The 18,253-nt window shown below is 68.9% G+C and carries 21 protein-coding genes and 1 tRNA gene; 17 read left to right on the forward strand and 5 right to left on the reverse strand.

Translation table 11 applies throughout. From position 1 onward, the window contains the following. Window positions 1-63: 63 nt before the first annotated feature. Both BN977_RS12005 and crp read left to right on the forward strand, forming a co-directional pair. Entirely contained in the window at window positions 64-306 is a 243-nt protein-coding gene (locus tag BN977_RS12005) for a hypothetical protein (protein ID WP_024454598.1), read from the forward strand. 102 nt (window positions 307-408) lie between these two features. Further along, the gene (gene crp, locus BN977_RS12010) at window positions 409-1,083 is read left to right on the forward strand and encodes a cAMP-activated global transcriptional regulator CRP (RefSeq protein ID WP_019510750.1); all 675 of its coding nucleotides are present in this window, start codon (window positions 409-411) and stop codon (window positions 1,081-1,083) included. Between the two features lie 51 nt (window positions 1,084-1,134). Here crp and BN977_RS12015 read toward each other — a convergent pair whose 3' ends face one another. The 3 genes from BN977_RS12015 to BN977_RS32355 are packed head-to-tail and all read right to left on the reverse strand — an operon-like array spanning window position 1,135 to window position 2,577. Beyond that, window positions 1,135-1,923: an MBL fold metallo-hydrolase gene (locus tag BN977_RS12015; RefSeq protein ID WP_024454599.1), complete on the reverse strand. Its 789-nt coding sequence runs from the start codon at window positions 1,921-1,923 to the stop codon at window positions 1,135-1,137. Window positions 1,924-1,960: 37 nt separating this feature from the next. Further along, window positions 1,961-2,419, reverse strand: a complete 459-nt coding sequence (locus tag BN977_RS12020) for a RidA family protein (RefSeq protein ID WP_036397713.1) — start codon at window positions 2,417-2,419, stop codon at window positions 1,961-1,963. Beyond that, a complete protein-coding gene (locus BN977_RS32355; RefSeq protein WP_109790110.1) occupies window positions 2,416-2,577 on the reverse strand; it encodes a Sp36 family protein in 162 nt (53 codons plus the stop codon). The genes BN977_RS12020 and BN977_RS32355 overlap by 4 nt, the downstream gene beginning before the upstream one ends. A 48-nt stretch (window positions 2,578-2,625) precedes the next feature. Between BN977_RS32355 and BN977_RS12025 the strand changes: the two genes are divergently transcribed. Together BN977_RS12025 and BN977_RS12030 are read left to right on the forward strand one after the other, a co-directional pair. Then, window positions 2,626-3,636 (forward strand): ATPase BagA, encoded by a 1,011-nt coding sequence (locus BN977_RS12025; RefSeq protein ID WP_036397714.1) that lies wholly within the window; start codon window positions 2,626-2,628, stop codon window positions 3,634-3,636. Between the two features lie 5 nt (window positions 3,637-3,641). After that, window positions 3,642-4,772, forward strand: coding sequence for an ATPase BagB (locus BN977_RS12030; RefSeq protein WP_036397715.1), 1,131 nt, complete (start codon window positions 3,642-3,644; stop codon window positions 4,770-4,772). Window positions 4,773-4,825: 53 nt separating this feature from the next. Here the strand turns inward: BN977_RS12030 and BN977_RS12035 are convergent, their stop codons facing one another. Next, complete coding sequence (locus BN977_RS12035; RefSeq protein ID WP_024454603.1) at window positions 4,826-5,182, reverse strand: WhiB family transcriptional regulator; 357 nt, start codon at window positions 5,180-5,182, stop codon at window positions 4,826-4,828. Between the two features lie 225 nt (window positions 5,183-5,407). On the opposite strand from BN977_RS12035, the gene ponA2 reads away from it, so the two are divergent. The 12 genes from ponA2 to BN977_RS12090 all read left to right on the forward strand — a co-directional run bounded on the left by ponA2 (window position 5,408) and on the right by BN977_RS12090 (window position 16,606). Further along, window positions 5,408-7,858, forward strand: coding sequence for a transglycosylase/D,D-transpeptidase PonA2 (gene ponA2 / locus BN977_RS12040; RefSeq protein ID WP_024454604.1), 2,451 nt, complete (start codon window positions 5,408-5,410; stop codon window positions 7,856-7,858). Window positions 7,859-7,908: 50 nt separating this feature from the next. Further along, a complete protein-coding gene (locus BN977_RS12045; RefSeq protein ID WP_036397716.1) occupies window positions 7,909-8,856 on the forward strand; it encodes a metallophosphoesterase in 948 nt (315 codons plus the stop codon). Next, window positions 8,853-9,956: an L-cysteine desulfhydrase Cds1 gene (gene cds1 / locus BN977_RS12050; RefSeq protein ID WP_036397717.1), complete on the forward strand. Its 1,104-nt coding sequence runs from the start codon at window positions 8,853-8,855 to the stop codon at window positions 9,954-9,956. The genes BN977_RS12045 and cds1 overlap by 4 nt, the downstream gene beginning before the upstream one ends. 256 nt (window positions 9,957-10,212) lie before the next feature. Then, window positions 10,213-11,325: a sensor histidine kinase gene (locus BN977_RS12055; RefSeq protein ID WP_036397719.1), complete on the forward strand. Its 1,113-nt coding sequence runs from the start codon at window positions 10,213-10,215 to the stop codon at window positions 11,323-11,325. After that, entirely contained in the window at window positions 11,322-11,984 is a 663-nt protein-coding gene (locus BN977_RS12060) for a response regulator transcription factor (protein ID WP_036397720.1), read from the forward strand. The genes BN977_RS12055 and BN977_RS12060 overlap by 4 nt, the downstream gene beginning before the upstream one ends. A 79-nt stretch (window positions 11,985-12,063) precedes the next feature. Further along, complete coding sequence (locus BN977_RS12065) at window positions 12,064-12,327, forward strand: SHOCT domain-containing protein (RefSeq protein ID WP_201029569.1); 264 nt, start codon at window positions 12,064-12,066, stop codon at window positions 12,325-12,327. A 71-nt stretch (window positions 12,328-12,398) separates the two neighbouring features. Continuing rightward, window positions 12,399-12,472: transfer RNA gene (locus tag BN977_RS12070), tRNA-Pro, on the forward strand. A 179-nt stretch (window positions 12,473-12,651) separates the two neighbouring features. Beyond that, on the forward strand, window positions 12,652-13,602 hold the full coding sequence (locus BN977_RS12075) for a GGDEF domain-containing protein (RefSeq protein WP_036397723.1): 951 nt from the start codon (window positions 12,652-12,654) through the stop codon (window positions 13,600-13,602). 45 nt (window positions 13,603-13,647) lie between these two features. Further along, window positions 13,648-13,803 carry a hypothetical protein gene (locus BN977_RS32855; protein WP_165576313.1) on the forward strand — a complete coding sequence of 52 codons (156 nt, stop codon included), beginning with the start codon at window positions 13,648-13,650 and terminating at the stop codon, window positions 13,801-13,803. 18 nt (window positions 13,804-13,821) lie between these two features. Then, window positions 13,822-14,682: a serine/threonine-protein kinase gene (locus tag BN977_RS12080; protein WP_024454611.1), complete on the forward strand. Its 861-nt coding sequence runs from the start codon at window positions 13,822-13,824 to the stop codon at window positions 14,680-14,682. Between the two features lie 122 nt (window positions 14,683-14,804). Further along, window positions 14,805-16,286: an amino acid permease gene (locus BN977_RS12085; protein WP_024454612.1), complete on the forward strand. Its 1,482-nt coding sequence runs from the start codon at window positions 14,805-14,807 to the stop codon at window positions 16,284-16,286. Window positions 16,287-16,396: 110 nt separating this feature from the next. Next, the gene (locus BN977_RS12090) at window positions 16,397-16,606 is read left to right on the forward strand and encodes a three-helix bundle dimerization domain-containing protein (protein WP_051561302.1); all 210 of its coding nucleotides are present in this window, start codon (window positions 16,397-16,399) and stop codon (window positions 16,604-16,606) included. Here BN977_RS12090 and BN977_RS12095 read toward each other — a convergent pair. Next, window positions 16,590-17,054, reverse strand: a complete 465-nt coding sequence (locus BN977_RS12095; protein ID WP_036397725.1) for a GatB/YqeY domain-containing protein — start codon at window positions 17,052-17,054, stop codon at window positions 16,590-16,592. The two genes, BN977_RS12090 and BN977_RS12095, sit on opposite strands and share 17 nt — an antisense overlap. A 68-nt stretch (window positions 17,055-17,122) precedes the next feature. On the opposite strand from BN977_RS12095, the gene BN977_RS12100 reads away from it, so the two are divergent. Then, window positions 17,123-18,253: a DUF7847 domain-containing protein gene (locus BN977_RS12100; protein WP_036397726.1), complete on the forward strand. Its 1,131-nt coding sequence runs from the start codon at window positions 17,123-17,125 to the stop codon at window positions 18,251-18,253.

Genomic DNA, 18,253 nt, shown 5'->3' on the forward strand with positions numbered 1-18,253 from the left:
GCGGTGCTGACCGGTGACAAACCGTGATCTGGCTGAGACCTTGGCCGTGTTTACTCATCACTCGTGTCGTGGTTGCTGGTGGCGTTCGTTCCGGGGTTGCTGATGTTGGCGACCTTCGGTCTGGACCGCTTGGAAGCCGGGCTGCGCGAGGACAATCCCGGGCCACGAACCAAGGGCAATTTGCTGGACCGGGTTCCCGCACCCCGCCCCGCACCGGCGGAGCACACCGGCCTGCCGACCCGGATATACCCTCCGACCGGACTGAATCCGCAGTTTCCGGCGACTCGCCAGGCCAATCGTGTGTAGCGTTGGCACGTCGCGGAGTGGCCAACAACTAGACTGAATGCGCTCACCAGCCTGCGTTGGCCGGCGCGCGTCATATCACCGAATTAGCTTAAGAGGGGCAACGTGGACGAGATCCTGGCCAGGGCCGGAATCTTCCAAGGAGTCGAACCCACTGCGGTCGCGGCACTGACCAAACAGCTGCAGCCCGTCGACTTCCCGCGCGGACACACCGTGTTCGCCGAGGGTGAGCCCGGCGACCGGCTGTACATCATCACGTCCGGCAAGGTGAAGATCGGTCGTCGGTCACCCGACGGTCGCGAGAATCTGCTGACCATCATGGGTCCGTCGGACATGTTCGGTGAGCTCTCGATCTTCGACCCGGGTCCGCGGACGTCCAGCGCCACCACCATCACCGAGGTGCGCGCGGTGTCGATGGACCGCGAGGCGTTGCGCGCCTGGATCGCCGACCGGCCCGAGATCGCCGAGCAGCTGCTGCGCGTGTTGGCCCGCCGCCTGCGCCGCACCAACAACAACCTGGCCGACCTGATCTTCACCGACGTGCCCGGCCGGGTGGCCAAGCAGCTGTTGCAGCTCGCGCAGCGGTTCGGCACGCAGGAAGGCGGCGCGCTGCGCGTCACCCACGACCTGACCCAGGAGGAGATCGCCCAGCTGGTCGGCGCCTCCCGGGAGACCGTCAACAAGGCGCTGGCCGATTTCGCCCACCGCGGCTGGATCCGGCTGGAGGGCAAGAGCGTGCTGATCAGCGACAGCGAGCGGCTGGCGAGGCGAGCGCGGTAACTGCGATTTGTGGAGGGCCACCCGTAATCATTACGGGTGAGACTCCACAAATCACGCTCTGAGGTAATCCAGCTGGGCCTGGGTCGACTTCTCCGCCGCGTCCCACAGCTTCGTGTCGACGTCGGTGTAGACGTGTTCCACGATCTGGCGCGCGGTCGCGTCCTCACCCAGCACCCGCAGCGCCTCGCGGACCTGGTTCAACCGGTCTTCGCGGTGCGCCAGGTACGCCGCAGTCACCGCTGCCAGGTCGTCGAGTTCGGGGCCGTGGCCGGGCAGCACCCGCCGGCGGCCCAGTCCCTGCAGCCGGCGCAGGGAATCGAGGTAGGCCCCGAGGCTGCCGTCCTCGCTGTCGATCACCGTGGTGCCGCGGCCCAGCACGGTGTCGGCGGTCAGCACGGCGCCTCCCCCGTCGCCGGCATCGTCGACGAGAAATGACAGCGAGTCGCTGGTGTGTCCGGGCGTGGCCATGACCGTGATGCGCAGGCCCGCGGCGTCGATCACCTCGCCGTCGGTCAACGGGCCGCCCAGCCCGCGCAGGAATCCGCTGCCCACGGCGCGCACCACGGCGCCGGTGCGCTCCACGATCGCGTCGATACCGCCGGTGTGGTCCTCGTGTTTGTGGCTGATCAGCACCAGCGGGATCTTGCCCAGGTCGGCCAGCCGGCCGATGTGCTCGGCGTCGTCGGGACCGGGGTCGACGATCACCATCTCGTCGCTGCCCGGCCCGCGCAGCACCCAGGTGTTGGTGCCGTCCAACGTCATGATCCCGGGGTTGTCGCACAGCAGCACCGAGGCCGTTTCGGTCACCGGCCGCAGCACTCCGTACGCGGGATGGGTCATGACGCGCTACGCGACCTCTCAGTTGATGCTCGGTCGCTTACGCGACCTCGACGATAATCTCGACCTCGACCGGCGCATTGCGCGGCAGCTCCGACACCCCGACGGCCGAGCGGGCATGGGCGCCGGCGTCGCCGAACACCTCACCGAAAAGCTCGGACGCGCCGTTGACCACGCCCGGTTGTCCGGCGAAACCCGGTGCGGACGAGACGAATCCGACGACCTTGACCACCTTGACCACCGCGTCGATACCGACCAGCGAGTGCACCGCGGCCAGCGCGTTCAGACCGCACACCCGGGCCAGCTCGTTGGCTCGCTCCGGGGTGACCTCGGCGCCCACCTTGCCGGTGGCCAACAGCTCACCGTCGGCGATGGGCAGCTGCCCCGCGGTGTAGACCAGGTTGCCGGTGCGCGTCGCGGGCACATAGGCGGCCAGCGGAGCGACGACGGCCGGCAGTTCGATGCCGAGTTCGGCCAGCCGGGCGGACCAGGTGGTCACTTCGGCCGCTTGAGGTACGCCACGTGCTGCTCACCGGTCGGCCCGGGCAGCACCGACACCAGCTCCCAGCCGTCGGTACCCCACTGGTCCAGGATCTGCTTGGTGGCATGGGTCAGCAACGGGACGGTGGCGTATTCCCACCGGGTCGGTTCGCTCATGCTGCAGAGCTTATCCGGAGCGGATCGGCTCACAGTTAGCATGCAGGGGTGGACCCTGCACCCAACCCGGTCGGCTGGCCAGCCCGCCTGACCGAGGCCCGCCTGCATTTCGTGTCGGGCAAGGGCGGTACCGGCAAATCGACCATCGCGGCGGCGCTGGCTTTGGCGCTGGCCTCGGGGGGACGCAAGGTCCTGCTGGTGGAAGTGGAGGGACGCCAGGGCATCGCCCAGCTCTTCGACGTGCCGCCGCTGCCCTACCAGGAGGTGAAGGTCGCCACCGCCGACGGCGGCGGTCAGGTCAACGCCCTGGCCATCGACACCGAGGCCGCGTTCCTCGAATACCTCGACATGTTCTACAACCTGGGCATCGCCGGCCGGGCGATGCGCCGGATCGGCGCCGTCGAATTCGCCACCACGATCGCCCCGGGCCTACGCGATGTGCTGCTCACCGGGAAGATCAAGGAGATCGTCGTCCGCAACGAGAAGAGAAAGCCGGATGCCTACGACGCGATCGTCGTCGACGCGCCGCCCACGGGCCGGATCTCGCGCTTCCTCGACGTCACCAAGGCGGTGTCCGAGCTGGCCAAGGGCGGCCCGGTGCACTCCCAGGCCGAGGGCGTGGTCAAGATCCTGCACTCGCCCCTGACCGCGGTGCATCTGGTGACGCTGTTGGAGGCCTTGCCGGTCCAGGAGACCCTGGAGGCCATCGAGGAGTTGCGCGAACTGGAGCTGCCGATCGGCAGCGTCATCGTCAACCGCAACATCCCGACCTATCTGCCCGCCGACGCGCTCGGGAAGGCCGCCGAGGGCGACATCGACGCCGACGCCGTCCGGTCCGGGTTGGAGAAGGTGGGAATCACGTTGTCCGACAGCGATTTCGCCGGCCTGCTCACCGAATCGATCCAGCACGCCACGTTGATCACCGCCCGCGCCGAGAGTGCCGAGCAGCTGCAGCAGCTCGACGTCGCGCGCCTGGACCTGCCGACCATCTCCGACGGTGTGGACCTCGGCAGCCTGTACGAGCTGGCCGAGGCGCTCGCCCAGCAGGGAGTGAGGTAGCAACCATGAGCACCACACCCCCCACGCTCGACCTGGGCGCCATCCTGACCGACACGTCCAACCGTGTCGTGGTGTGTTGCGGCGCAGGCGGTGTCGGTAAGACCACGACGGCCGCGGCGATGGCGCTGCGCGCCGCCGAGTACGGCCGCACCGTGGTGGTGCTGACCATCGACCCGGCCAAGCGGCTGGCGCAGGCCCTGGGCATCGAAAGCCTCGGGAACACCCCGCAGCGGGTGCCGCTGGCACCCGAGGTGCCCGGTGAACTGCACGCCATGATGCTGGACATGCGGCGCACCTTCGACGAGATGGTGGTGCAGTACTCCGGGACCGACCGCGCGGACGCCATTTTGGAGAACCAGTTCTACCAAACCGTGGCCACCTCGCTGGCCGGCACACAGGAGTACATGGCGATGGAGAAGCTCGGCCAGCTGCTGGCCGAGGACAAGTGGGATCTGGTGGTGGTCGACACGCCGCCGTCGCGCAACGCCTTGGACTTCCTGGACGCCCCGAAGCGGCTCGGCAGCTTCATGGACAGCCGGCTGTGGCGGCTGCTGCTGGCACCGGGCCGCGGCATCGGCCGCATCGTGACGGGCGCGGTGGGACTGGCGATGAAGGGCATGTCCACCGTCTTGGGTTCCCAAATGCTCTCGGACGCAGCGGGATTCGTGCAATCGCTGGACGCCACCTTCGGCGGTTTCCGGGAGAAGGCGGACCGCACCTACGAGCTGCTGAAGCGCAGGGGCACCCAGTTCGTGGTGGTGTCGGCCGCCGAACCGGACGCGCTGCGCGAAGCGTCGTTCTTCATCGACCGGCTGTCCCAGGAGCACATGCCACTGGCCGGCATGATCCTGAACCGGACCCATCCGACGCTGAGCAGCCTGCCCGGCGAGAAGGCCGAGTTGGCCGCCGATCAGTTGGATGCACAGGCGCCGGGCGGACTGGCCGCGGCGGTGCTGAGGATTCACGCGGCGCGTGCGGCCACCGCGAAGCGGGAGGTGCGGCTGCTGGGCCGGTTCACCGGCGCCAATCCGCATGTCGCGATCGTCGGGGTGCCGTCGTTGCCGTTCGACGTGTCCGACCTGGAGGCGCTGCGCGCGATCGGCGATCAGCTGACAGGTGTCGCCGAATCCGCTTAGAAGCGGCGTTTACCCCGCGATTCGCGGGGTAAACGGCAATCCGGTGAAAAGGGTCAGACGGCGCTGCGGTGCTTGCGCTGGGCGGCGAAAAAGTCGGCCCAGGACACCACCTCGGGGTGCTGCTTGAGCAGGGCACGGCGCTGACGCTCGGTCATCCCGCCCCACACGCCGAACTCGACCCGGTTGTCCAGCGCATCGGCCCCGCATTCGGCGATCACCGGGCAGTGCCGGCAGATCACCGCGGCCTTGCGCTGGGCGGCGCCGCGGACGAACAGTTCGTCCGGGTCGGCCTGCCGGCAGCGAGCCTGGGACACCCACGCGATGCGGGCTTCGGCCTCGGCGCTGTGTGTGGCACTGCCGGGTTGCTGGCCCGTGCACGATTTGCGTACTGCAGTCGACGAAACTGACATCAGCAACCCTTTCGCTCCGACCGGCGAGACCACGAGTGCGATCTACGCCACATTGCGTCCAATAGTGTTACCTGAATCGCACTGTGTGTCCAAGCTAGGTGGTCAGAGGGGTTTTACGCAACAGTCAGATCACGATTTTTTGGGACGGGCGTGCCGCCGGGCCGTCCGTCGTACAAACGCACCGCTCGGAGGCCCTTCCAGGAAGGTCTGGTTAGTCTGTTACCCATGCCCGAGCAGCACACCGTGCGCCCACCCGTTGCGGTGACGCTCATCAAGCTCGCATGGTGCTGCCTGCTGGCCAGCGTGATCGCGGCCGGATTGATGTTTCCCGTGGTGGGTGGTCTCGGGCTGATGTCCAACCGCGCCTCCGACGTCGTCGCCAACGGGTCGGCGCAGCTCGTGGAGGGCGAGGTGCCCGCGGTCTCGACGATGACCGATGCCCGTGGCAACCCGATCGCCTGGCTGTACTCCCAGCGCCGGTTCGAGGTGCCCAGCGAGCAAATCGCCAACACCATGAAGCTGGCCATCGTGTCCATCGAGGACAAGCGGTTCGCCGAACACAACGGGGTGGACTGGAAGGGCACGCTGACCGGCCTGGCCGGATATGCCTCCGGCGATCTGGACACCCGCGGTGGATCCACGTTGGAACAGCAGTATGTGAAGAACTACCAATTGCTGGTGATCGCGCAGACCGACGCCGAGAAGCGCGCCGCGATCGAGACCACGCCGGCGCGTAAACTGCGCGAGATCCGGATGGCGCTGACCCTGGACAAGACGTTCACCAAGCCGGAGATCCTGACCCGGTACCTCAATCTGGTGTCGTTCGGCAACGGCGCGTTCGGGATCCAGGACGCGGCGCAGACGTACTTCGGCGTCAACGCCTCGGAGCTGAATTGGCAGCAGGCCGCCCTGCTGGCCGGCATGGTGCAGTCGACCAGCGCGCTCAACCCGTACACCAACCCCGACGGCGCGCTGGCCCGTCGGAACCTGGTGCTGGACACCATGATCGAGAACATCCCGCAGGAAGCCGACGCGTTGCGGGCGGCCAAGCAGCAGCCGCTGGGCATCCTGCCGCAGCCCAACGAACTGCCGCGCGGGTGTATCGCCGCCGGGGATCGGGCCTTCTTCTGCGACTACGTGCTGGACTACCTGGCCCGGGCCGGGATCAGCAAGGAGCAGGTGGCCAAGGGCGGCTACCTGATCCGCACCACGCTGGATCCCGATGTCCAGGCCAACGTCAAATCGGCCGTCAACAGCATCGCCGCCCCCGACCTGGACGGTGTCGCCAGCGTGATGAGCGTGATCAAGCCGGGTAAGACCGCCCATCCGGTGGTGGCGATGGCCAGCAACCGCACCTACGGCCTGAACACCGACGCCGGCGAAACCATGCAGCCGCAGCCGTTCTCGCTCGTCGGCGACGGCGCCGGGTCCATCTTCAAGGTGTTCACCACCGCCGCCGCCCTCGACATGGGCATGGGCATCAACGCCACCCTGGACGCCCCGGCCCGGTTCGAGGCCAAGGGCCTGGGCAGCGGCGGCGCCAAGGGCTGCCCCGCGGCCACCTGGTGCGTGCAGAACGCCGGTAACTACCGCGGTCAGATGAGCGTCACCGACGCGCTGGCCACCTCGCCGAACACCGCGTTCGCCAAGCTGATCAGCCAGGTCGGGGTGCAGCGGACGGTGGACATGGCGGTCAAGCTGGGCCTGCGGTCCTATGCACTGCCCGGCACCGCGCGCGACTACGACCCGGAGAGCAACGAGAGCCTGGCCGATTTCATCAAACGGCAGAACCTCGGGTCGTTCACGTTGGGCCCGGTCGAGGTGAACGCGCTCGAGCTGTCCAACGTGGCGGCGACGCTGGCTTCGTCGGGCACCTGGTGCCCGCCCAACCCGGTCGACAAGGTCTTCGACCGGCACGGCCAGGAGGTGGCCGTCACCACCGAGACGTGCGAGCAGGTGGTGCCGGAGGGGCTGGCCAACACCCTGGCCAACGCCATGAGCCACGACGACCAGGGCAACGGCACGGCCGCCGGTTCGGCCGGTGCCGTGGGCTGGAACCTGCCGATGTCGGGCAAGACGGGCACCACCGAGGCGCACCGCTCGTCGGGATTCCTCGGGTTCACCAGCGCTTTCGCCGCCGCCAACTACATCTACGACGACTCCAGCACTCCCGGCGACCTGTGCTCGTTCCCGTTGCGGCAGTGCGGATCCGGTGACCTGTTCGGCGGCAACGAACCGGCCAGGACCTGGTTCACCGCCATGAAGCCGATCACCCCGGACACGGTGCAACTGCCGCCGACCGATCCGCGCTATGTCGAGGGCGGCCCCGGCTCGAAGGTGCCCAGCGTCGCCGGCATGTCGCAGGACGCCGCCCGGCAGCGACTCAAGGACGCCGGATTCCAGGTCGCCGACCAGGCCACCCCGGTGAACAGCGTGTCGACGGCCGGCACCGTGGTGGGCACGTCGCCGTCCGGGCAGACCATCCCCGGGTCGATCATCACCATCCAGATCAGCAACGGCATCCCGCCGCCACCGCCGCCCCCGCCGATCGGCATCCCGGGCCTCGACCCGAACGCGCCGCCACCACAGGTGGGCTCGACGGTCATCGAGATCCCCGGCCTGCCGCCCATCACGGTGCCGGTGCTGGGGCCGCCGCCACCACCGCCCCCGCCGTGATCACAGGTGATAGCCAGGCCCTGGTGCGCCGGTGGCAGTAGTCTTTTGACATGCCGTACGTGAAGAACACCGCCGCCGTCGCCGCAGGGACCCTGGCCGCCGGCCTCGGTTATGCGTCGCTGATCGAGCGCAACGCCTTCGCGCTGCGGGAGTTCACCATGCCGGTGCTCTCGCCGGGTTCCACACCGCTGCGTGTGCTGCACCTCAGTGATCTGCACATGCTGCCCCGGCAGCGCCGCAAGCAGGCCTGGCTGCGCGAGTTGGCGGCGCTGGAACCGGATTTCGTGGTCAACACCGGCGACAACCTGTCGCATCCGCGGTCGGTGCCGGCCGTCGTGCAGGCGCTCGGGGATCTGCTGTCGGTGCCGGGGGTGTTCGTGTTCGGCAGCAACGACTATTTCGCCCCGCGCCCGAAGAACCCGGCGAACTATCTGTTCAAGAAGCACAAGCGCATCCACGGCGCCCCGCTGCCCTGGCAGGACCTGCGTGCGGCGTTCACCGAGCGCGGTTGGCTGGACCTGACCCACACCCGCCGCGAATTCGACGTGGCCGGGCTGCGCATCGCCGCCGCCGGGGTGGATGATCCGCACCTGCGTCGCGACCGCTACGACACCATCGCCGGGCAGGCCAGCCCGGCGGCGAATCTGCGCCTCGGCGTCACCCACTCGCCCGAACCCCGGGTGCTGGACCGGTTCGCCGCCGATGGCTATCAACTGGTGATGGCCGGGCACACCCACGGCGGGCAACTGTGCCTGCCGTTCTACGGCGCCGTCGTCACCAACTGCGAGCTGGACCGCTCCCGGGTGAAGGGTCCCTCGCACTGGGGTGCCGAGATGAAGCTGCACGTGTCGGCGGGCATCGGCACCTCCCCGTATGCGCCGGTGCGGTTCTGCTGCCGGCCGGAGGCCACCCTGCTGACCCTGGTCGCCGCGCCGACCGGCGGCCCGGCGGTGGGCACCAGGGCGGGGCAGGCGCACCCGACCGTCACGGCACGGTGAACCCCGGGGCGTTCAGCGACCGGAACCAACCGCGGGCGTGGGTGGACAACGCCGTCCGGCTGATCGAGGCCGACGCCCGCCGCAGTGCCGACACCCACCTGCTGCGGTATCCCCTACCCGACGCGTGGGCCGGCGGGGTGGACGTGCAGCTGTACCTCAAGGACGAGTCCACGCACATCACCGGCAGCCTCAAACACCGGTTGGCGCGCTCCCTGTTCCTGTATGCGTTGTGCAACGGCTGGATCGGTGAGCACACCACCGTCATCGAGGCCTCATCCGGTTCGACGGCGGTCTCCGAGGCCTACTTCGCCGCGCTGCTGGGGTTGCCGTTCATCGCGGTGATGCCGTCCTCGACCAGCGCCAGCAAGATCAAGCTGATCGAATCACAGGGCGGCCGTTGCCATTTCGTGGCGAAGTCGGCCGAGGTGTACGCCGAGGCCGAGCGGCTGGCGGTGCAGACGGGCGGGCACTACCTGGATCAGTTCACCAACGCCGAGCGGGCCACCGACTGGCGCGGCAACAACAACATCGCCGAGTCGATCTTCGACCAGATGCGGGACGAGGCCCACCCGGTGCCCGAGTGGGTGGTGGTCGGCGCCGGCACCGGCGGGACCAGCGCGACCATCGGCCGGTACCTGCGCTACCGCCGCTACCCCACCCGGTTGTGCGTGGTGGACCCGGAGCATTCGGCGTTCTATCCCGCCTACACGCAGGGCCGCGCCGATATCGAGACCGGCGCGTCCTCCCGGATCGAAGGCATCGGCAGGCCGCGGGTGGAGCCCTCGTTCCTGCCGGGCGTGGTGGATCGGATGGTGGCGGTACCCGACGCCGCCTCGGTGGCGGCGGCGCGGCACGTCAGCCGGGTGCTGGGCCGGCGGGTGGGGCCGTCGACGGGCACCAATGTGTGGGGGGCGTTCGGGTTGCTGGCCGAGATGATCGCCCGGGGACGCAGCGGATCGGTGGTGACGTTGCTCGCCGACAGCGGCGACCGCTACGCCGACACCTACTTCGACGACGAGTGGGTGAGCAGCCAGGGGCTGGATCCGTCCGGCCCGGCATCGGCGCTCATCGAGTTCGAACGGTCGGGGACCTGGCCCTGACTCTCGGCGCCCTGACCATCGGCGCGGCCCGTCATGAACAGCCACAACGCGGCGAAGGCGAAGAACCCGATGTAGATCATGGCGCCCAGTCCGGTCATTTCTGCCTCACTCCGTCGAATCGATGCGGAATCGATCAGGCCGTTGCGGCCTTCAGAACCTTCAACGCAGGCGATGCTCTAATTCTTTCCTAATCTTGGCAGTGATATACGTCGCGACACGGACGCCGCGCCCGCCGGGGGTTGGCTACCGTGCGGATATGGGCGCCGAACTCCGCACTCCCAGCGTGTGGCTGCCGGCGCTCGGCACCGCACTGATCCAGCTGGCCGGCACGTTCGGCACCCGTCGGCGGTTCCCCGGGCTGGCCGCGGTGCCGTTGCCGCCGTACGCGGTGGTGCTGCTGCTGGCCGGCCCGGTGCTGCTGCTGGCCCGGCGCCGGTATCCGCTGCCGGTGCTGGCCGGAGTCCTTGCCGTGACGGTCGCCTACCTGCACGCGACGCACCGGCCGGGACCGGTGCTACTGGCCCTGGTCATCGCGTTCCTCACCGCCGCGTCGACGGGGGCGCGCTGGCACACCTATCCGCTGCCGTTCATCGGCTGGGCGCTGTTCGTGTGGTGGCGGTCCCCGCCCGTCGAAGCGGCCGGGGCGCTGGGGGCCTGGATGTTGGTGCTGCTGGCCATCGCCGAAGGTATCCGGCAGCGCCGGGTCAGCCTGGAGGCCGGTCGTCAGCGGCGCGCGGCCATGGAGCGTGACGCCGCCTCCCAGGCGCGGTTGACCATCGCGCGCGAGCTGCATGACGTGCTGGCGCACAGCCTGTCGATGATCAACGTGCAGTCGGCGGTGGCGCTCGAGCTGCTCGACACCCAGCCCGAGCGGGCCGGCCCGGCCTTGTCCGCCATCAAAGACGCCAGCAGACAAGCGATTTCGGATGTGCACGCGCTGGTGGCCGCCCTGCGGACCGAATCCGGCGAGCCCACCGCACCGACCCCGGGCATCGCCGATCTGGACGCGCTGGTGGGCTTCACCCGAGCCACCGGGCTGACGGTCACCACCACCGTGCGGGGGCGGCCGCGCGCCGTGCCGGCGGTGATCGACAGCGCCGCCGCCCGCATCGTGCAGGAGTCGCTGACCAATGTGGTGCGCCACTCCACCGCTCACACGGCGACCGTCACCATCGGTTACGGCGACGACGCGCTCGAGGTGACCGTCGACGACGACGGCCGTCCGGCGCACGGCAGCGGCACCGGTGGCAGCGGGATCGCCGGGATGCGGGAGCGGGCGCAGGCGCTGGGCGGGTCGCTGTCGGCGCAGCGGCTGCCCGCCGGCGGATTCCGGGTCCGGGCCGTGCTGCCGGTGGGCGGTACGCCGTGATCCGGGTGCTGGTGGCCGACGACCAGGTGCTGGTGCGGGCCGGGTTCGTCGCGCTGCTGGACGCCCAACCCGACATCGAGGTGGCCGGGGAGGCCGCGACCGGGACGTCGGCGGTGGAGCTGACCCGCCGTCTGCAGCCCGATGTGGTGTTGATGGACATCCGGATGCCGGACACCGACGGGCTGCGCGCCACCCGGGCGATCACCGCCGACCCCGCCCTGACCGGGGTGCGGGTGGTGGTGCTGACCACCTTCGAGCTGGACGAGTACGTGTTCGAGGCGATGCGGGCCGGCGCCAGCGGTTTCCTGGTCAAGCACAGCGAGCCCAGCGAGCTGGTGCGGGCCGTGCGGGTGGTCACCGAGGGTGACGCGCTGCTGTCGCCGTCGGTGACGCGGCGGCTGATGGCCGAGTTCGCGTCCCGCGCCAAACCGCCGGCCGCGGTGTCCCTGCCCGACCTCACCGCACGGGAACGGGAGGTGATGGCCCTGGTCGCCGAGGGGCTGACCAACGCCGAGATCGGTACCCGGTTGTTCATGAGCCCGGCCACCGCGCGGACCCACGTCAGCCGGATCCTGACCAAACTGGGCGCCAGGGACCGCACCCAACTGGTGGTGCTGGCCTACGAGAGTGGACTGGTCCGGCCCGGGTGGCAGGGCTGAGCGCTACGGCACGCGGCGTAGCGGTTTCGACGCCTCGCGGCCGATGCCTGCGGCGGCCCCGGCGAGCAGGCTGGACGCCATGAACCTCTATGAATACCTGCCACAGACCATGACCTTCGTCGCCGACGACGGGCGCCGGTTCGGCGCCGTGGCCTTCCACCCGTGGTTCCTGCTGGCCCGGCTGATCGTGCTGGCCCTGGTGGTGACGGCGATCTGGCTGATCGCACGGCGGCTGCAGGGCCGCAAGGGCGAGAACACCCTGCGCGACGTGTACGCCCGCGGTGAGGTCGGCGAGGCGGAGTACCGCGAGCGGTTGGCGGTGCTGCGCGCGACCCGAAGGTAGCCGCGAGGGCCCATCTGAGCAGGCGTTTGGCTTCGCGGTACCCCGGTGCGATACGCTGTCGTGGCTTCACGCGGGGTGTGGCGCAGCTTGGTAGCGTGCTTCGTTCGGGACGAAGAGGTCGTGGGTTCAAATCCCGCCACCCCGACTGAGTCGAGAGACGAGCGAGCTTGCTCGCTCGTCCGAGGCGAGGGAAGGGGTTGACGGCGCGCAGCGTCGGATACCCCGACAGTGTGGAAGCAGAAGCCCTGATCGGCCTGGCCGGTCAGGGCTTCTGGCATTGCGGGTAGGTTCTCGTCATCGAATGGCGGGCAGGCGGAGGTCGCGATGTGGAGGGCCGGATCGCTGGTCGGCCAGGGCAGCGAGCTGAAACGGCGGATGCTGCTGTCCTCGTTCGCGGCCCTGTTGCTGCTCTACGGTCTGGCGGCGATCAGCTCGTACGTGATCGACGTCCCCCGCACCGACGGCCGGGGCGAACTGCTGGCCTGTGCCGCCGCGGCCCTGGGTCTGCTGCTGATCGCCCGGCCGCGCCCGGGTCCCCGCAGGCAGGCGGCGACCATGATCTGCCTGGCCGCCGCACCGATCCTGTCCATCCTGTTCCATCAGGCGCTCGAGGCGCAGGTGTGGTCGGTGGTGCCGCTGATGTTCGTCGCGATCTTCATCCGCACCTGGTATCCCGCGGTGCCCGCGCGGATCGCCACCACGGTGCTGATCGCGGCCGCCATCGGCGGTCTGCTGTTCGCCCCGGTCCCGGTGCCGGGGCTGTGGCTGGTCATCTACGCCGTCAGCATCCTGGGCGCGCAAGAGGTCTTCGGGATCATCACCTCGACGCTGATCGAGGCGGCCTTCCGGGATCCGCTGACCTCGGTGTGGAATCGCACGGGTGTCGACGAGTACGCCCGGCGGCTCACCGAGCACGCCCGTCGTACCCGAAAGCCGTTGGCCGTCATGGTGTTCGACGTGGACGACTTCAAGACGGTCAACGACGTGCACGGCCATCCGGCCGGTGACGACCTGCTGGTGCAGGTGGCCGGGCGGCTGGCCGGCCGGTTGCCCGAACGCAGTGTCCTCGGCCGGATCGGCGGCGACGAGTTCGTCGCGATCGTCGCGGGGTACGACCTCGAGGCGGCGCGGGCACTGGCCGGTGAACTCGCCGCCGGGCATCAGGTGGCGGTGTCCTTCGGCGTCGCCGCCGGTGACCCGCACCGCGAGGACATCCGCGAGCTGTTCACCGGGGCCGATGACGACCTGTACCGGCGTAAGCGGTTACGCCGGTAATCACTGCCGGTTTGCCGGGCACCGTTTGTGGCCACCCTGAACCGCATGGAACAGCACAAGACGCCCCCGCCGACACCCGAGGACGCCACCCAGGCCACCGCCGAGCAACGCGAACTGCAGGAGCAGCTGGATCACCAGGACGGGGACCCGGACGCGCCGGCCCGCTTCCAGAGCCGTCGCCAGATCGCCGACGAGACCTGAAGCGCTTAATCTGACAGGGTGTTCGAGGCCGGTGACATCATCTCCGGCTTCGTCGTCGAGGCGTGCCTGGGCGGTGGCGGAGCGGCCGACGTCTACCGCGTCCACCGGACGGGTGAGGCCGAGCCCTTGGCGCTCAAGGTCATCCACACCGACGCCACCAACCGCGACCTCGCGCGGGAGCGGCTGGCCCGCGAGTTCACCATCGCCTCGACGTTGCGTCACCCACACATCGTGGCCACCTACGAACACGGCGAAACCGCATCGGCGCAACCGCAGTTGTGGATGGCCATGCAGTACGTCGACGGCCCGCCGGCCTCGGTGTTGGTCCCGGCGCCGGGCCGTGAACCGGATGTCGCGGCCGTCGCCACGGTGGCCGGCCAGGTGGCCGGCGCCCTCGACTATGCCCACGCGATGGAGGTGATCCATCGAGACGTCAAGCCTGCCAACATCTTGCTGTCCGCCGACCACCGGCAGAGTTATCTGACCGATTTCGGCATCGCGCAACTCGCCGACGACGTGCGGCCACTGGCCAGCAACGGCCGGGTGCGGGGCTCCATCGCCTACGCCGCACCGGAACTACTGCAGGGCCAGCAGCTCAGTGCCGCGACCGACCTCTATGCGTTGGCGTGCACCGTTTTCGAGTGGCTCACCGGCGCGCCCCCTTTCCCCCGCGGCACGGCGTTCGCCATCACCTATGCGCACCTGCGCGACCCGGTCCCGGCGCTCACCGCTCGCCGGCCGTGGTTGCCGGGTTCACTCAACGCCGTGTTCGCCAAGGCGCTCGCGAAGAACCCGGCGGCCCGCTATGAGTCCTGCACCGGCTTCGTCGACATCGTCGCCCGCACGTTGCGCGACGTCCCGGTGCCAGGCGGCCGCTAGGTACCGCACCGGTCACCGGGGACGACGGCGCCGTGTAGCGCAATGTTTACATCGCTCGACTTTCGCGCCTCGCCGGCCCGGCTTACGGTCGAGCGACCACGCAGTCACCGACGGGGAGCGGGATGACCACAGAATCGACGTACGACAATTCGGCCCTGAACCACGAGGACGAGGGTTATCACAAGGCCCTCAAACCCCGCCAGATCCAGATGATCGCCATCGGCGGGGCGATCGGCACCGGCCTTTTCATGGGTGCGGGCAGCCGGCTGCACAGCGCCGGTCCCGGTTTGTTCCTCGTGTACGCGGTCTGCGGCATCTTCGTGTTCTTCATCCTGCGCGCCCTCGGCGAGCTGGTGTTGCATCGGCCGTCGTCGGGCTCGTTCGTCTCCTATGCGCGCGAATTCTTCGGTGAGAAAACCGCTTACGTGACGGGCTGGCTGTACTTCTTCAACTGGGCGGCCACCGCGATCGTGGACGTCACGGCGGTGGCGCTGTATGTGCACTACTGGGGGATGTTCGAAGCGATCCCGCAATGGCTGATCGCCCTCATCGCCCTGGGCATCGTCCTGACCATGAACATCATCTCGGTGAAACTGTTCGGCGAGATGGAGTTCTGGGCGTCGATCATCAAGGTCGCCGCGTTGGTGACCTTCCTGGTCGTCGGCATCGTCTTCCTGGCCGGGCGGTTCCAGATCAACGGCCAATCCACCGGTTTCGGCGTGATCGCCGATAACGGCGGCCTGCTGCCGGTCGGCATCTTCCCACTGGTGGTGGTCACCTCGGGTGTGATCTTCGCTTATGCCGCAGTCGAACTCGTCGGCATCGCGGCGGGCGAGACCGCGGACCCGCCCAAGGTGATGCCGCGGGCGATCAACTCGGTGATCGTGCGCATCGCGTTGTTCTACGTCGGCTCGCTGGTGTTGCTCGCCCTATTGTTGCCCTACACCGAATTCCACAAGGGCGAGAGCCCGTTCGTGACGTTCTTCTCCAAGATCGGGGTCCCGGCGGCCGGCGGCATCATGAACCTGGTGGTGCTGACCGCCGCGATGTCCAGTCTCAACGCCGGGCTGTATTCCACCGGGCGCATCCTGCGCTCGATGGCGATGAACGGCAGCGGTCCGGCCTTCACGGCGAAGATGAACCGCAACGGCGTCCCGTTCGGCGGGATCGCCCTGACCGGCGCCCTGACTCTGCTCGGCGTCGTGCTCAACCTGTTCGTGCCCGAGGACGCCTTCAACATCGCGCTGGACCTGTCGGCCCTCGGCATCATCTCGACGTGGGCCATGATTGTGGCCTGTCAGCTCCAGCTGTACCGCTGGGAGCGCAAGGGCATCCTGCAGCGGCCCACGTTTCGGTTGCCGGGCACGCCGTACACCGGCTACCTGACACTGGTCTTCCTGGCCGCGGTCACCGTTCTGATGTGTTATGAGAACATCTGGAATCTGATCGCGATCATCGTCCTGGTCCCGATGCTGATCGGCGGCTGGTACGCGGTGCGTGGCAAGGTGACGGCGCTGGCGGCCCAGCGCATGGGCTACACCGGCGACTACCCGGTGATCCCGCAGCCGCCGATTCCCGAAGGGCCCGGCGAACACCGGGATTGAGGCCCAGCCCGCCGCGCCGAGAACGGCGCCCTGACGGGTGTCGAGCGTCACCGGGAGTGCGGCGATCTCCAGGTTGACCGGCGCGGCGGCGCTACCCCAAAATGTTTAGCGTGGGTAAACGCACGGAAGAAGATCAGGTGAACGACGTGACGACGCGGCTGCTGGAGAAATACTCCGGTCTGCCCGCCGAGCACGTCACCGCCGCGGTCGCCGACGCCCACCGGCATTTCGTCACCAGCACCGTACGCGACTACATCGCCCTGCTGGTCGAGCGCCGTGCCGTGGCCAACCTGACGAGTCGGCCTACAGCCGCGCCCTGACGGCCGCCGACAGCCGCGATCCGTCAGCCTTGCCCGCGGCGATCGCCGTGGCGGCCTTCATCACCTGACCCATCTGCCGCATCCCCGGCCGCTCGCCGATCTCCTCGGCGATCTGCGCGATCGCGGTGTCGACCACGTCGGCGACTTCGGCCTCGGTCAGGGGCGTCGGCAGGTATTCGTCGATCACCCGGGCCTCGGCATGCTCGTTGGCGGCCAATTCGCCGCGGCCGTTCTGCGTGTAGATCTCCGCGGCCTCGGCCCGCTTCTTGGCTTCCCGCGCAAGCACCTTGAGCACCTCGTCATCGGACAGTTCGCGCGCCTGCTTGCCGGACACCTCCTCGGCCCCGATCGAGGCGATCAGCATCCGCAGCGTCGCCGTCCGCAATTTGTCCTGTGCTTTCATCGCCGCGGTGAGATCCGCACGCAGCCGGTCTTTCAGTTCCGCCATGGCTGCGACGCTACGCCTGCCGGGGTCGACATCCGGATACGTTGTCAATTACCCGAGTCGACTACAGGATGGTGGCCATGTACAGCGATCCCGGTGGGTATGGCGGCGGACCCCGCCCGGCCTACCCGCCGCCCGGATACGGTGGCTATCCCGGCCATCCGGGCTACCCCGGCTATCCCCCACCGGGTCACGGCTATTACGGCGGGTATCCGGGCCCGCCCCCGGAGGTCAAGCCCGGCATCATCGCGCTGCGTCCGCTGAACCTGTCCGACATCTTCAACGGCGCCTTCGCCTACATCCGGGCCAACCCCAAGGCCACCCTGGGACTGACCACCATCGTGGTGGTCATCGCGCAGTTGTTCGCGCTGCTGTTGCAGATCACCCCGCTGGCCAGCAGCGGTGCGCTGGACTCCGCCTACACCGGCGAGGACGCGCCGGCGGTGGCACTGATCGGCCCCACCCTGGGCACCATCGCCGGTGCCGTCGCCACCTGGGTGTCGGGCATCGTGCTGGCCGGACTGCTGACCGTCATCGTGGGGCGCGCCGTCTTCGGATCGGGAATCACCATCGGCGCGGCCTGGCAGCGGCTGCGCGGCCGAATCTGGGCACTGCTCGGATTCACCGCGCTCGAGGCGGTGGGGGCGATCCTGCTCGTCGGCGTCGCCGTCGGGCTGACCGTCGTGGCGGTCGTGGTGGGCGACGCCGCCGCGGGGTTCCTGGTCGGCATTCCGCTCCTGCTCGGTCTGGTCATCCTGATGGTGTACCTGGGCACCATGCTGAGCTTCGTCCCGCCGCTCATCGTGCTGGAGCGGCTACCCATCCTCGCCGCGGTTCAGCGGTCGTTCGCGTTGATCCGCAACGATTTCTGGCGGGTGTTCGGCATCCGCCTGCTGGCCACCATGGTGGCGGGCATGATCGCCGGCGCGGTGGCGGTGCCGTTCAGCTTCGGCGGCCAGATTCTGCTGCTCGCCTCGGAGACCACCGCCGCGGCGGTGGTCGGCCTGGTGCTGATCTCCGTGGGAGCCGCGATCGGGCAGATCCTCACCTCGCCGTTCACCGCGGGGGTGGTCGTGTTGCAGTACACCGATCGCCGGATCCGCGCGGAGGCCTTCGATCTGGTGTTGCAGACGGGCGCCGGCGCCGGTCCGGTCGCCCCCGCGGACAGTACCGACCACCTGTGGCTGACCCGCCGGCCCTGA

It is taken from the genome of Mycolicibacterium cosmeticum (genome assembly GCF_000613185.1).
GTDB lineage: Bacteria > Actinomycetota > Actinomycetes > Mycobacteriales > Mycobacteriaceae > Mycobacterium > Mycobacterium cosmeticum.